We start from the raw sequence: 12,657 nt of genomic DNA, 5'->3' as shown, positions 1-12,657 counted from the left end.
CCCTTTCCGGGTCAAAACCCAAATCAGCGTTTGATATTGGTGGTTTCCTGCAGCATCTCATCAACGGTCTGAATCACCGTAGCGGCCGAGGAATAGGCGCGTTGGGTTTGGATCAGCGAGGTCAGCTCGGTCGCGATATCGGTTGTCGATTCCTCACGCGCGAAGGACACAAGCTCACCCGTTGGACCTTCCCCTGCGTTCCAGAGAAAATATGTGCCGCTTTCCCGTGATGGCGCATAAGTCTGGCTGTCCAGCGCGGTCAGGCCATTGGGGTTGGGCACATCCGCCAGCGGGATCTGGAACATGCGGCGGCTGACACCGGTGTCATAGAACGCATAGACATAGCCATTTTCATCGACCTGAACGCTGGTCATCGTGCCCACGGCTGACCCGTCGCGTGTGATCGAAACGGGCGCGAAGGTGTCGGACAACTGTGTAATGCCGTCCGCATCGCCGATCTGGCCGATATTAATCTCCATCGGACCGCCCGCGACGTTGACTACAAGGCTACCGGTTGCCGGGTCATAAGCTCCGCCCGACACGGTGGCGACGCTGGCCAGTGTTCCGCCTGCAGTGCGGCTGTCGGTGAAGGTCAGCGTGTATTCCCCGATCACCGCCCCACCCGAAGCTGAATCGCGCAGCACCATTGTCCATTCATTGCTGGTACCGGTGCCGGGAACAGTTGGCACAAGCTCGATATCCACGCTTTCGGATTTGCCCAGGTTGTCAAAATACTCGACTGACAGGGGCTGGGTGTCGCCCGGCGACCCGGCTTCGGTGGCCGTCGCGGGCAGGTTCATGCGTAGGTTCATCTGTGTGGTCGGCGCGCCGGACAGTTGATTGACGCTCAGCTGCACGGGCTCCAACGCTGCCGGAGTGTCCCGCGGCACCGCTGGGATCGAACCATCCGGGTTGGCGCGCCAGCCCAGCAGAACCAGGCCGGATTCGGTGACCAAATACCCCTCTTCATTGGTGCGGAAAGAACCGGTCGTGGTCAGTTGCATCTCATTCGAGCCACCTGCGATTTGCGAGCTTGGGCGTACCGGCAGCATGCCCCGGCCGCGCACGGCCAGATCGGTTGAATTGTTGGTCGTCACCAGTGACCCGCGCTGATCGATCAGACGCTGGCTGGTGGTTCTGACCCCTCCCGCCGAGTAGCTGCCGCCCTGACCTGATGTGACCATGGAATGAAAATCCGTCTCGACCCGCTTGTAGCCGAAGGTCGACGAGTTGGCGATGTTGTCTGAAATGGTCGCCAGCCGGTTGGCGTTAGCCTTCAATGAGGCCACACCGGCATTCAGAGAGGAGGAAATCGTCATAGGCACGCCCTTCTGTTGCGTCAATCGTTGAGGCAACAGCTAACGCACTGCCCCTTAACAGCGCGCTAACAGTTAAAATGCGGCCTATCCTTGTGGCTTCAGGTGTCGCGCAGAAAGATGATCTCGATCCTGTTGTTGCGCACAGCCATCGGGTTTTCATCGGTCAGTTCCCGATCGGCATGACCGGTCACGCGATCCAGCCGAGAACCCGCAAAGCCCTTATCCTCAAGCAGTTGGCGCACCACCTGCGCGCGCGAGGTCGACACATCCCAGGACGGGTCCTGCGCCAGAACCACGGGCGAGGCGCTGACGTGGCCCTCGACCGAGACCGCATTTGTCACCAAATCCGACGATCGCGTCACCAGCAGCGCCAGCGCGCGCATCATCGGGGTTGGTTCATCCGTCCCCGATTCGAACAGCGGTTGGTCTTCGGTATCGAACAGTTCGACCACCAGACCTTCGTCGGTGACGCGTGTGACGATATGTTTCAACACCTTGTCCGACACCATGCTTTCCCCGGTATGCCCCAGAAGCTGCGCCTCAAGTGTCGAGAAATCTTCGGACATTTCCTTGCCGCCATCGGGGTTCACGCCGATCGACCCCCGCGCTTGCCGCGCAATTGTCGGGTGCCGCTTGGTCGCGCCCGAGCCGTCCATCACCATGGTCACTTCGGAAAACATGTTGTTGCCGCCAAAGGCCCCATCGCCCCCGCCCGAAACCGGGTTCACCGGAATCGTTGGCGAGAAGTAATCCGCCAGCCCTTTGCGTTGTTTCTCAGTCGTTGCATTCAGCAGCCACATCAACATGAAGAACGCCATCATGGCCGTGACAAAGTCAGCATATGCAACTTTCCACGCGCCACCGTGGTGACCATCGCCACCTGACACACGTTTCTTCTTGATGATGATTGGCGCCGCATTGGATTGCGCACCCATCTCCACCACCTTTTTATCACCCGACTACAGGCGTAGCCGGGCAGGTCTTAAGGTGGGCTTAACACTTAAAACTGTCCGGATTTCGCTAGCGTGGCAGGTCGGCGCTGGCCCGCCGCAGGATCAGTTGCAGACGGTTGAAGCTGTTCTTGATTCCATCTGGCTCGGGCTTGCCAAAAAAGACATCCAGTTCCTCGTGCACGCGTACGGCCTGATCCAAAAGCGGATCTGCGCCCTCGGCGTAAAGCCCGGCTTTGATCATCACTTCGGACTGTTCATAGCTGCCGACCAGTTTGCGGGTTTCCGAGATCATTTGGTTTTCCTCCTCGGTCGCCGCGCTGGGCAGGCTACGCGAGACCGAGCGGCTGAGGTCAATGGCCGGGAACCGCCCGCGCTCGGCAATGTCGCGGTTCAGGACGATATGCCCGTCCAGAACTCCGCGTAGGATATCAGCCACCGGCTCGTCCATATCAGAGCCTGCAACCAGAACGCTGAAAACGGCAGTGATATCACCTTGTTCCGCCGTGCCGGGGCCGGCGCGTTCGCACAACCCAGCAATCAGCGGCGTGACCGAAGGTGGGAAGCTCCGCAACGAAGGCGCTTCGCCCATTGCTACGGCGATTTCGCGATGGGCCTCGGCAAATCGCGTCACCGAATCGGCCAGAAACAGAACGTTCAACCCCTGATCGCGCAGGTGCTCGGCCACCGACATGGCCGACCAGGCGCAGCGCCTGCGAGCCAGCGCCGATTGATCCGAGGTCGCGGCCACCACGACTGAGCGTTCCATCCCTTCGGCCCCTAACGCATGTTGGACAAACTCGTTCACCTCGCGCCCGCGCTCGCCCACCAACGCCACGACAACGGCATCCGCCTGCATCGATTTCGCCAGCGTTGCCAGCAGGGTTGATTTGCCCACGCCCGATCCGGCGAACAGACCGATGCGCTGGCCCTGAACCACCGGCAGCATGGTGTTGAGTATGGCTAACCCGGTTTCCATTCGCGCGCCCAGCGGCTTGCGCGCCACAGCGGGAGGCGGGGCTCGCATGATGTTCTGTTCCTGCGCGCCTGATAGCAGAGGTTTGCCGTCCAGCGGTTTGCCAAACGGGTCAACCACGCGCCCCAGCCAGTGCATGCCGGGCGCGAAAACCGGCGTCTGGTCCAGAATCACCTGATCACCCAAGCACACTCCATCCGGCGCGGCGGTTGGCATCATGTGAATCCCGTCGGCCTCGACATGCAGCACCTCGCCAGGCAAATCCGGGCCATTTCGTCGCCGCAAAGTCAGATGGTCACCGATCCGCGCTTGCCCCTCAAGCCCTTGTATTTCAATGACTCCGCGCGCCACACCGGTAACACGACCCATATGGCGCACAGCAGACAGGCGGTCGAATTCGCATTTCAGAAGCATCGGGTCGAGATCGGACATCGTGGGTTCTCCAACGGGTTTCTGAAAACGCTTTCTAAAGGAATCGGGGTTAAGCCTTGATTGAAATTGATCGAGGGAGAAGCCCCGATGTTCTATGACCTGAACGTCTTTAAGACCGCTTACGCAATGGCAACCCATGCCGGGCAACGGCAGGCGGTGATTGCGCGCAACATGGCCAATGCGGATACGCCCGGCTACCAGCCCAGCGATATCGAGGGTTTTCAAAAAGCTTTTGAAAACTCAGGCCGCGAGGTGTCGATGGCCGCCACCCGCGCAGGTCATTTGAACGGCGCCACTGGCCCGCAGCCCTGGGCCGAGTTTGAGGTCGCGCCCTCGGGCGACCCCAACGGCAACGGCGTGTCGGTTGAGGAAGAGATGTTCAAAGCGGTCGAGGTCAAGCGCCAGCATGATCGCGCGCTGACCATCTACAAATCCTCAATGAACATTCTGCGCAGCAGCCTTGGCCGGTCATAAGGAGCGCAGGACATGAGCGATTTTTCCCGTTCCCTCGCGGCCTCCACCAGTGCCCTGCGCGCGCAATCCGCACGGCTGCGGCATGTGTCCGAGAATATCTCGAACGCCGACACGCCGGGTTATCGTCGCAAGACTGTCCCGTTCGAGACAGTGCAGAAGAACGGGCAAGAGGTGGTGCAGGCCGGGCGCGTCAAGCTGGATCGCCGGGACGGTTCGCGCATTTATGATCCCGGTCACCCGATGGCCGATGATACCGGCCATTATCGCGGCTCGAATGTCGATCTGATGATCGAAATCGCCGACGCACGCGAAGCGCAGCGCAGCTACGAAGCCAATCTCAAAATGTTCGACCAGTCACGCCAGATGTCGTCGAGCCTTATGGAACTTCTTAGAAAATAAAGGACACCAGAATGGATATCCGATCCCTGACCGCAGCACAGAATTATGCCGTCGCCCGCCCGGCCACGCAGGCCGATCCCGATCACGCCGGAATGGCGCAAGGGCTGCGCAGCACGTTTCAGGACTTTACCGCGACGCTGAAACACTCGGAACAAATGTCCGAAGCTGCGATGACCGGGCAGGCCGACCCGCACGCTCTGGTGCAGGCGCTGGCGCAGACCGAGCTGGCCGTGGAAACAGCAGTGATCGTACGCAACAAGGTGGTTGAGGCCTATCAGGAAATCCTGCGGATGCCGGTCTGATCCGATGCTCAGCGAAGGTCTTTTCTATGACATCGTGCGCCAGGCGCTGTGGGTCGCGGTCATCACCTCGGTCCCGATTCTGTCGGTGGCGCTGGTCTCGGGTCTGATCGTCGGCCTGTTCCAGGCGCTGACCTCGGTGCAGGAGATGACACTGACCTTTGTGCCCAAGCTGATCGCCATCGTCATCGTGTTCTGGATCTCGATGGGGTTCATGACGCAGACGCTAGTGACCTTTTTCACCACAACCCTCATCCCACTGATCGCCGGAGGTCGCTGATGGACACCGACTATACCACCTTGTCCCGCCAATCGGGTTTGATGAATGAAATGCGGCTGGTGGCGAATAATATCGCCAATGCCAACACCACCGGATATCGCGCGCAGGGTCTGGTGTTTTCCGAGTTTGTCCGTGACATGCCGGGCAACCCGTCTTTGTCTATGGCGCGTGCTGAGGTGCGGAATACTTCGCTGCAGCAGGGCTTGCTGACGGAAACCGGAGGCCAGTTTGATTTCGCCATCGAAGGCGATGGGTTTTTCATGATCGAAACGCCCTCGGGCAACCGGCTGACGCGCGCCGGGGCGTTCTCACCCAGCGCCGAGGGCGATCTGGTCACGATGGATGGCCGCCGCGTGTTGGACAGCAATGGCGCGCCGGTTTTCATCCCGCCGGATGCAGCCTCGATCGATGTGGGCAGCGATGGCTCGCTGAGTATCGAAGGGCAGCTTCTAGGACAGATTGGTGTTTACCGCGTCGCCGACCTCAAAACGTTGGTACGTGAGGGCAGTACGCAGTTCCGCGCCGAGGGTGAGATTGATCCGGTCGAAAACCCCGTCGTCCTGCATCGCTTCCTCGAAGGATCCAACGTCAACGCGGTCGAGCAGGTGACCCGGCTGGTGGAAATCCAGCGTGCCTATGAGTTGGGCCAAAGCTTTCTGGAAACCGAAGACGAACGTCTGCGCGGCGCGCTCAAAGCGCTGATGCGCTGACTTGTGAAAAGGAGATTTGAACATGCGGGCTTTGAAAATTGCAGCGACGGGCATGACGGCGCAGCAGATGCGGGTCGAGACGATCTCGAACAATCTGGCGAACACGAACACCACCGGCTATAACGCGCGCCGGGCCGAGTTCGCGGACCTGCACTATCAACAAATGGCGCGGGCAGGGGCAGTGAACGCAAATGACGGGACGGTCCTGCCCACTGGTATTCAGCTGGGGCTGGGTGTGCGGCCAGCGGCGGTCACGGTGCAGTTGGCGCAGGGTGGGTTGTCGGCCACCGGTAACGATCTGGATGTTGCCATCGAAGGGCGTGGCTATCTAGAGGTGACGCTGGCCAACGGCCAGTCCGGCTATACCCGTGACGGCAGTCTAAAACGTTCTGCCGAAGGGCTGATTGTCACGTCGGATGGATTCGCCGTTGCACCCGAAATCACCATTCCCGATGATGCTCGGTCGATCTCGATCAACGCTGCGGGCGAGGTTTACGCCTATTTTGACGACACGGCGGACGGGCAGCTGCTGGGCGAGCTGACGTTGGCCAGTTTCTCGAACGCCAAGGGGCTTGAGGCAATTGGCAGCAACCTGTTCAAGGAAACTGAGGCCTCGGGCGCACCGGTTGTCGGCACACCGGGCGAGGATGGTCTGGGTACCTTGCGGCAAGGGTATCTTGAAGACAGCTCGGTCGATGCGGTGCGCGAAGTGACCGAGTTGATCGAGGCGCAGCGGGGATATGAAATGAACGCCAAGGTCATTTCCGCCGTGGACCAAATGATGGGCGCAACCACGCAGGTGCGGTGATGCGGGATCTATTCCTGATATTGGCGCTCTTAGCGCCGGCCTCGGTGCTGGCTGATATCGTCGTGCCGACTCGCACCATTCGCGCCAAGGAAATCATCTCGGCGACTGATTTGGAGCTTAAGGCCCAGCAGGTGCCCGGCGCGGTGAGCGCCCCTGAGTATCTGATCGGGCAAGAAGCCCGCATCGCGCTTTACCCCGGACGCCCGATCCGGGAGGGCGATGTGGGTCCACCGGCCCTGGTGGATCGCAACGATCTGGTTGTCCTGATCTTTGACCGCAAACCGCTGTCGATCACCGCAGAAGGTCGCGCGCTAGGTCGTGGGGCCGCCGGGGAACGTATCCGGGTCATGAACCTGTCCTCCCGTACCACCGTGACGGGCCTTATCCGGCCCGACGGCCAAATTGAGGTAAAATGATGTTGCGACTTTCGAAATCTCTGTTGTTCGCCGTTCTGGCGGTGTCAGCCTGCGGGCGCTTGGATCATTTGGGCAAACCACCAAGCTTTACTCCGAACGAAGATTCCCCAGAACATGTCGCCATGCTGTGGCCCGGCCTGCCATTGCACACCCAACCGCAGCGCAATGTCGACCGGTCCTCACTATGGAGCGGCGGGCAGCATTCGTTGCTGGGCGACCAGCGGGCGATCAAAAAGGGAGATATCCTGACGGTCGTGGTTGAACTGGATGAAAAGGCCGAGTTTTCGAATGACACGGAACGCTCTCGATCTGCCTCGGAAAGCCTTGGCATCGTCGGCTTGTTCGGCCTGCCGCAACGTGCGGCGGATCATCTGCCGGACGGTGCATCTCTGGCGGACGCCGTTGAGATCGATTCCGCCTCGGAAAGCACGGGTGAGGGGTCAGTGAAGCGCAAGGAGAAACTAACTTTGCGCGTGGCAGCGACCGTGATCGACGTGTTGCCGAATGGGGTACTGTCTATATCGGGTTCACAGGAACTGCGCGTTAATTTCGAACTGAGAGAGCTTTTGGTTACCGGCTATGTGCGCCCTCAGGATATCTCGCGCAAGAACGAAATCACCTATGACAAAATCGCCTCGGCCCGCGTGTCTTATGGCGGACGCGGACAGATCACCGATGTGCAACAGCCGCGCTATGGCCAGCAGGTCCTGGATGCCGTGCTGCCGTACTAAGGAGCCGATGTCATGAAAAAACTGCTACCCGTTGTTTTCTTGCTGATCGGTCTTGGCGCCGGTATTGGTGCAGGCGTTGTGTTTGACCCATCTGGTGAGCCGAAAGAGGCTGCAAGCCAGGAAAACCCCAAGGCCAAGGCGGAAGAACCCAAAGAGAAATCCGCCAAGAAAAAGGACAAGGTTGGGAAAAAGGACACGCAAAGCGACTTTGAGTACCTGAAACTAACCAAGCAATTCGTGGTGCCTGTCGTTAATGCGGATCGTATCGCAGCGCTGGTTACCATGTCGCTGAGCCTCGAAATCACGCCCGGTATGACCGAGGTCTTCTATGCGCTTGAACCTAAGCTGCGTGACGGCTTTTTGCAGGTCATGTTCGATCACGCCAATACTGGTGGTTTCGACGGCGCGTTTACGGAATCGGACAACATGACCGTTCTGCGCAAAGCGTTGCTGGAGACGGCGCGCAAGGATCTGGGCGATGACGTGTTCCAGGTTCTGATCATGAGCGTTAACCGTCAGGACGTTTGATCCTGACGGTTTGCATACCGCCTAGAGGGGTGACGATTTCTTGCGCTGGGCGTGTTTGCGCGCCTCTTTCTGAGCCGCTGACAGGTTGGTGACGGCCTGCTTGCGACCAAAGGCTGTGCGCAACGCATCCATCGCCGATAGCTTTTGCGCCCGAAGCCGCGCAAGTTCCATATTCAGCTGGCGGCGCGTGGCCGACTCCCAACCGTTCCACAACACATCGGTACCGGTGACGCGGTACCCCTCGGTCGAGCCACTGTCCTGACGCGACTGCCGGACCTGCGCGTCTAGCCGCGCCAGTTGCTGTTGCACGCGAGCCTCGGCCTCGAGCAGGGGGCGCAGGGCGTTGTATTCTTTTTGGAACACGGCTTCGGTGACGTTCTTCAGGTCTAACAATCCGACTTGTTTCATCTGATCTGCCCTTTGGCCTTTTTCCGCATCGCTTCGGCGAACCGGATCGCGGCAGCCACGGGGCGATAGTGCGCTTCCGCGATTTCCTGCCCGATCTCGACCGCGGCATGCAGGGCACGGGCGGTAGGTGGGTCAGAATGGATCGGAACAGCGGCTTCGACGGCGCGCGCACGGATTGCTGCAGCCACTTCGTCCACGCCTTTGGCCACGCAGACCGGAGCCGAGTCCGCCGTTCTGGCCCATTTCAATGCCACCGCGAAGTGGGTCGGGTTGACGATCACCACATCAGCCGAGGGCACGTCCGACATCATCTGGTTTGTGGCGATGTCCTGCGCTCGTTGGCGGCGTTGTTGTTTGACATGGGGGTCGCCCTCAGCGTCCTTGGTTTCGTCCTGTATTTCCTTGCGGGACATCCGGTTCTTGCGCATGTGTTCGGCATATTGCCACAGATAGTCCACCACCCCGATGGCAAGCGCCACGGCGATGACGATGAACAGGAAGCGGAAAAGAAAATTCATCATTAGCATGACCGATGACCGTTCCGGTGCAGCACTGGCAGACAGGATCTCGCTTAGGTTGGATCGCAGGAACAACGCCAGGCAGGTGCCGTAGATCACCAGTTTCACAAAGCACTTGGCGAATTCGAACAAGCCGCCACGCCCGAATTTGTTTTTTGCGTTCGAGATGATCGAGATGCGAGATAATTTGGGTTTCAATTTGCTGGGCGCGAAGATCAGCGCGCGCTGGGCGATCAGGCTGAGGAGAACCGCAGCGGCTGGTAGAGCGAACAGGATCGTGACCGACATCAGCGCCGCTTTCACCATCCCACCAACCGGGTTGACGGCCGGCCCGTCGGTGAGCAAGGGCGCGATCTTATCGGCTTGGTCGATCAGCACGACAAACAGGCTGCCCATATGGTGAACGCTAAATTGTCCGGCCACAAACAGCGCGATGAGAAACCCGGCGTAGGCGGCGACCACGGACAGGTCATTGGACTTAGCAACTTCACCCTTTTCGCGCGCTTTCAGAAGTTTCTGCGGTGTCGGCTCGTAGGACTTGTCGCTGTCGTCGTCCGACCCACTCATCTTGGGTCCTCAAGCGGGTTCAGCATGAAGGCAAACAGGGCGTCGGACCAGACCGACAAGATCAGAGGTGTGCCCGCAAACAACAAGAACAGACCTGCGAATGTGATGGCGGGGGCACCGACAAACGCCACCATCAACTGCGGCATCGCACGGTTGATGACGCCAAGCGCAAGGTTATAGATCAGCGAAGCAATGACGAAGGGCATGGCCAGCGCAAAAGCTAACCCAAAGTTGCGTGCGATTTGCTGTACCCCCCATTGCGACAGATCCGGGGCTAAGGGCGGTGTGCCCATTGGAAATAGCGTGTAGCTGTGGATAAGAAACTGAGCGACGCGGATGTGTAGGCCTAGCAGCACCGCCAGTGTCAGCCCGGCCAGCGTCAGCAGATACCCCATCGCGGGAACAGGATCCACCGCCGCCGGCCCCAGAATCTGAGACAGTGATGTTGCCTGGGCTGCGATCGACCCTGCTGTTTGCAGAGCCAGCACGAACAGTCGCAGTGACATACCTAAGGCCATCCCGATCAGCACTTCGGTCAGAACCAATCCTGCCATTGGCGACAGGCTGGGTGGGGCAACAGGCGCCGCAATCGCTGGCGTAACAATCAAGGTAAAGGCCGCCGCGATGCCAAACTTAACCCGGGTTGGGATGCTCCGCTCGCCAAAGGCGGGCAGCAGCGACACCATGGCCGAGACACGCAGGAAGACGGTAAAGAGATGCCACAGACCATCGCCCAGTTGAGGCAAAAGCTCGGGCGGCAGCGCGATCACGCGGGCACCGTTCCAACCAGCGAGGGCCGCGCTTCGAGCCCGATTTCCTCAAAGGACAGCACCGGGTTGGCTATCCCGCGCGCGTGCATGATCGTGCGCAACAACCGGCGGCGGCGGGTCGAAGTGACCACCGCCGGAAACAGCCCGTGATCGGCGGATTGCGCGACACTGTCGACTACGCCATCGGCCAGCTTGTTAAACAAGTTTGGCGGCAGCGCTACATCCAGACCCGATGCAGGCGCGTCGATCTGGTAGGTCGCGAAAGTATCCTCCCATTCCGGGGCCAGCTGGATCAGTGGGATCGAGCCGTCTTCGCGTTTCATCTCGGCCACCAGCTGGAAACCCAATCGCTGCCGAACCAGTTCGCAAATGCCCTCGGGCTGGGTGGTGGTCAGGCGCGCCTCGGCCACACTTTCCAGGATCAATGCCATGTTGCGGATCGAGACCCGTTCGTCTAGCAACAGCCGTAGCACCGCGTGCAGGGTGTCGATCGGGACCTTGTCGGGGATCAACTCGTCCAGCAGCTTGCGGTTGGCCTCGGCCCGCACCGGATCGCTGAGCCGCGTCATCTCTGACAGCAGGCGGCGCAAGGATTTCAGCGTCAGCAGGCGCGAGAAGTTCTGTTTGATGATTTCCAGCAGATGCGTGGCCAAAATCTCGGGCGGAGAGACGATGGTTGCCCCGCTCATCGCGGCGGCCTCCTGATCCTTGGGCAAGATCCAGCGGGCCGGGGCACCATAGACGGGTTCGGTCACGTCGGTGCCCTCGGGCAGCATGTCGCGGTCGTCCTGCACCAGCGCCAGCACCAGATCGGGGTTCAACTCACCGCGCGCCTGTTCCACTCCCTGAACTTTGACCACATAGGTACCCATGGGCAGATCGGCGCGGTCGGTCAGGCGGATATCAGGCAGGATCAGACCAAAGGTAGAGGCGACGTAGGTGCGCATATTGGCGATGCGCGCGTCCAGCCCAGTGCCCGGGTTCAGGACCATGCTGACCAGATCGGGCGCGAATTCCAGATGCACGTCGTCCAAATCCAGAATGTCGCCGATGGCCTGTGAAACCGGCGTGTCGTCCTGAGGCGCTGGAGTCAGCGCCTCATCTTCTTCGGCCTTTTGTTTGCGATGGACGTTGAAGGCCGCATAGCCCAGCACACCCGCCCCCAGAATGAACGGTAAAAAGGGCAGGCCGGGCACTAGCGCGAACAGCACCATCAGCATGGCCACCGTTCCAAGCGCGGCTGGGTGCCGGCCCAGTTGCGAGAAAATCGCGTTGTCGGTTGCCCCTTGGGTGCCGCCGCGTGCCAGCAACAGGGCCGACGCGATCGAGATGATCACCGCTGGAATTTGCGACACCAGCCCGTCGCCGACAGTCAGGATGGCATAGGTTTCGAACGCGGATGAGATCGGCATGCCGTGCACGATCACGCCCATGATCAGCCCCATAACAAGGTTCAGCAAGGTGATCAGCAGCCCAGCAACCGCATCGCCTTTGACAAATTTCGACGCGCCATCGAGCGAGCCGAAGAACGTCGTCTCTTGCTGCTCGCGCTCACGACGCTCCTTGGCCTGTTGGTGGTCGATGGCTCCGGCCGACATGTCGCTGTCGATGGCCAGCTGTTTGCCGGGCATGCCGTCCAAGGCGAACCGTGCGCCGACCTCGGCCATGCGGGCGGCACCCTTGGTGATGACCATGAAGTTCACGATCAGCAGTACCCCGAACACCACCAAACCCAGAAAGATGCTACCGCCCATGACGAAATCGGCAAAGCCTTCGATCACGTCCCCGGCGGCGTTTGGTCCGGTATGACCCTGGCCGATGATCAGCTTGGTCGAGGACACGTTCAGCGACAGCCGCAACATCAGTGAGGCCAGCAGGATCGTCGGGAAAGACGAAAAATCTAGTGGCCGTTCGATAAACAACGTCAGTGTAAAGATCAGGATTGCCAGTGCGAACGAGGCGGCCAGCCCGACATCCAGCACCCAGGCGGGCATCGGCAGGATCATCATCACGATGACCGTCATCAGCGCCAGCGCCAGCAGCACGGTCGGAGAAAACAGGGAACGGGCGTC

The 12,657-nt window shown here is 60.0% G+C and carries 16 protein-coding genes; 9 read left to right on the top strand and 7 right to left on the bottom strand.

Annotation, left to right across the window (positions count from 1 at the left end; all coding sequences use genetic code 11):
• Positions 1–23: 23 nt before the first annotated feature.
• From ACR0DT_RS19855 to ACR0DT_RS19845, 3 genes are all read right to left on the bottom strand, one after another.
• Positions 24–1,319 (bottom strand): flagellar hook protein FlgE, encoded by a 1,296-nt coding sequence (locus tag ACR0DT_RS19855; protein WP_480712416.1) that lies wholly within the window; start codon positions 1,317–1,319, stop codon positions 24–26.
• 98 nt (positions 1,320–1,417) lie between these two features.
• Positions 1,418–2,254 carry a flagellar motor protein MotB gene (locus ACR0DT_RS19850; RefSeq protein ID WP_480712415.1) on the bottom strand — a complete coding sequence of 279 codons (837 nt, stop codon included), beginning with the start codon at positions 2,252–2,254 and terminating at the stop codon, positions 1,418–1,420.
• 85 nt (positions 2,255–2,339) lie between these two features.
• On the bottom strand, positions 2,340–3,659 hold the full coding sequence (locus ACR0DT_RS19845) for a FliI/YscN family ATPase (protein WP_480712474.1): 1,320 nt from the start codon (positions 3,657–3,659) through the stop codon (positions 2,340–2,342).
• Positions 3,660–3,764: 105 nt separating this feature from the next.
• Here ACR0DT_RS19845 and ACR0DT_RS19840 point away from each other — a divergent pair, with 105 nt between their 5' ends.
• From ACR0DT_RS19840 to ACR0DT_RS19800, 9 genes are read left to right on the top strand one after another with little or no spacing between them, the layout of a single operon-like run.
• The gene (locus ACR0DT_RS19840) at positions 3,765–4,151 is read left to right on the top strand and encodes a FlgB family protein (RefSeq protein WP_480712414.1); all 387 of its coding nucleotides are present in this window, start codon (positions 3,765–3,767) and stop codon (positions 4,149–4,151) included.
• 12 nt (positions 4,152–4,163) lie between these two features.
• Positions 4,164–4,550 (top strand): flagellar basal body rod protein FlgC, encoded by a 387-nt coding sequence (gene flgC / locus ACR0DT_RS19835; RefSeq protein ID WP_480712413.1) that lies wholly within the window; start codon positions 4,164–4,166, stop codon positions 4,548–4,550.
• Between the two features lie 11 nt (positions 4,551–4,561).
• Positions 4,562–4,852, top strand: a complete 291-nt coding sequence (gene fliE / locus ACR0DT_RS19830; RefSeq protein WP_480712412.1) for a flagellar hook-basal body complex protein FliE — start codon at positions 4,562–4,564, stop codon at positions 4,850–4,852.
• 4 nt (positions 4,853–4,856) lie between these two features.
• Positions 4,857–5,129 (top strand): flagellar biosynthetic protein FliQ, encoded by a 273-nt coding sequence (locus ACR0DT_RS19825; RefSeq protein WP_480712411.1) that lies wholly within the window; start codon positions 4,857–4,859, stop codon positions 5,127–5,129.
• Positions 5,129–5,839, top strand: a complete 711-nt coding sequence (locus tag ACR0DT_RS19820) for a flagellar hook-basal body complex protein (protein WP_480712410.1) — start codon at positions 5,129–5,131, stop codon at positions 5,837–5,839. Before ACR0DT_RS19825 ends, ACR0DT_RS19820 begins: the two co-directional genes overlap by 1 nt.
• A gap of 22 nt (positions 5,840–5,861) precedes the next feature.
• Positions 5,862–6,647 carry a flagellar basal-body rod protein FlgG gene (gene flgG / locus ACR0DT_RS19815; protein WP_480712409.1) on the top strand — a complete coding sequence of 262 codons (786 nt, stop codon included), beginning with the start codon at positions 5,862–5,864 and terminating at the stop codon, positions 6,645–6,647.
• Positions 6,647–7,063 (top strand): flagellar basal body P-ring formation chaperone FlgA, encoded by a 417-nt coding sequence (gene flgA, locus ACR0DT_RS19810; protein ID WP_480712408.1) that lies wholly within the window; start codon positions 6,647–6,649, stop codon positions 7,061–7,063. The genes flgG and flgA overlap by 1 nt, the downstream gene beginning before the upstream one ends.
• The gene (gene flgH, locus ACR0DT_RS19805; RefSeq protein WP_480712473.1) at positions 7,063–7,794 is read left to right on the top strand and encodes a flagellar basal body L-ring protein FlgH; all 732 of its coding nucleotides are present in this window, start codon (positions 7,063–7,065) and stop codon (positions 7,792–7,794) included. Before flgA ends, flgH begins: the two co-directional genes overlap by 1 nt.
• A gap of 12 nt (positions 7,795–7,806) precedes the next feature.
• Positions 7,807–8,322, top strand: coding sequence for a flagellar basal body-associated protein FliL (locus ACR0DT_RS19800; RefSeq protein WP_480712407.1), 516 nt, complete (start codon positions 7,807–7,809; stop codon positions 8,320–8,322).
• A 21-nt stretch (positions 8,323–8,343) separates the two neighbouring features.
• Here ACR0DT_RS19800 and ACR0DT_RS19795 read toward each other — a convergent pair whose 3' ends face one another.
• From ACR0DT_RS19795 to flhA, 4 genes are read right to left on the bottom strand one after another with little or no spacing between them, the layout of a single operon-like run.
• The gene (locus tag ACR0DT_RS19795) at positions 8,344–8,730 is read right to left on the bottom strand and encodes a hypothetical protein (protein ID WP_480712406.1); all 387 of its coding nucleotides are present in this window, start codon (positions 8,728–8,730) and stop codon (positions 8,344–8,346) included.
• Positions 8,727–9,815, bottom strand: a complete 1,089-nt coding sequence (gene flhB, locus ACR0DT_RS19790) for a flagellar type III secretion system protein FlhB (RefSeq protein ID WP_480712405.1) — start codon at positions 9,813–9,815, stop codon at positions 8,727–8,729. The genes ACR0DT_RS19795 and flhB overlap by 4 nt, the downstream gene beginning before the upstream one ends.
• Positions 9,812–10,585 (bottom strand): flagellar biosynthetic protein FliR, encoded by a 774-nt coding sequence (locus ACR0DT_RS19785; protein ID WP_480712404.1) that lies wholly within the window; start codon positions 10,583–10,585, stop codon positions 9,812–9,814. The genes flhB and ACR0DT_RS19785 overlap by 4 nt, the downstream gene beginning before the upstream one ends.
• Entirely contained in the window at positions 10,582–12,609 is a 2,028-nt protein-coding gene (flhA, locus tag ACR0DT_RS19780) for a flagellar biosynthesis protein FlhA (RefSeq protein ID WP_480712472.1), read from the bottom strand. The genes ACR0DT_RS19785 and flhA overlap by 4 nt, the downstream gene beginning before the upstream one ends.
• Between the last annotated feature and the right edge of the window lie 48 nt (positions 12,610–12,657).

It is taken from the genome of Ruegeria sp. BI11, assembly GCF_056538005.1.
Note: the sequence above shows the minus strand (reverse complement) of the source record. Positions and strands in the feature narration are given on the sequence as shown.

Coding starts and splice junctions, on each gene's coding strand:
- ACR0DT_RS19855 (WP_480712416.1), bottom strand. CDS start 1,319: ATGACGATTTCCTCCTCTCTGAATGCCGGTGTGGCCTCATTGAAGGCT.
- ACR0DT_RS19850 (WP_480712415.1), bottom strand. CDS start 2,254: ATGGGTGCGCAATCCAATGCGGCGCCAATCATCATCAAGAAGAAACGT.
- ACR0DT_RS19845 (WP_480712474.1), bottom strand. CDS start 3,659: ATGCTTCTGAAATGCGAATTCGACCGCCTGTCTGCTGTGCGCCATATG.
- ACR0DT_RS19840 (WP_480712414.1), top strand. CDS start 3,765: ATGTTCTATGACCTGAACGTCTTTAAGACCGCTTACGCAATGGCAACC.
- flgC (WP_480712413.1), top strand. CDS start 4,164: ATGAGCGATTTTTCCCGTTCCCTCGCGGCCTCCACCAGTGCCCTGCGC.
- fliE (WP_480712412.1), top strand. CDS start 4,562: ATGGATATCCGATCCCTGACCGCAGCACAGAATTATGCCGTCGCCCGC.
- ACR0DT_RS19825 (WP_480712411.1), top strand. CDS start 4,857: ATGCTCAGCGAAGGTCTTTTCTATGACATCGTGCGCCAGGCGCTGTGG.
- ACR0DT_RS19820 (WP_480712410.1), top strand. CDS start 5,129: ATGGACACCGACTATACCACCTTGTCCCGCCAATCGGGTTTGATGAAT.
- flgG (WP_480712409.1), top strand. CDS start 5,862: ATGCGGGCTTTGAAAATTGCAGCGACGGGCATGACGGCGCAGCAGATG.
- flgA (WP_480712408.1), top strand. CDS start 6,647: ATGCGGGATCTATTCCTGATATTGGCGCTCTTAGCGCCGGCCTCGGTG.
- flgH (WP_480712473.1), top strand. CDS start 7,063: ATGTTGCGACTTTCGAAATCTCTGTTGTTCGCCGTTCTGGCGGTGTCA.
- ACR0DT_RS19800 (WP_480712407.1), top strand. CDS start 7,807: ATGAAAAAACTGCTACCCGTTGTTTTCTTGCTGATCGGTCTTGGCGCC.
- ACR0DT_RS19795 (WP_480712406.1), bottom strand. CDS start 8,730: ATGAAACAAGTCGGATTGTTAGACCTGAAGAACGTCACCGAAGCCGTG.
- flhB (WP_480712405.1), bottom strand. CDS start 9,815: ATGAGTGGGTCGGACGACGACAGCGACAAGTCCTACGAGCCGACACCG.
- flhA (WP_480712472.1), bottom strand. CDS start 12,609: ATGACGGTCATCGTGATGATGATCCTGCCGATGCCCGCCTGGGTGCTG.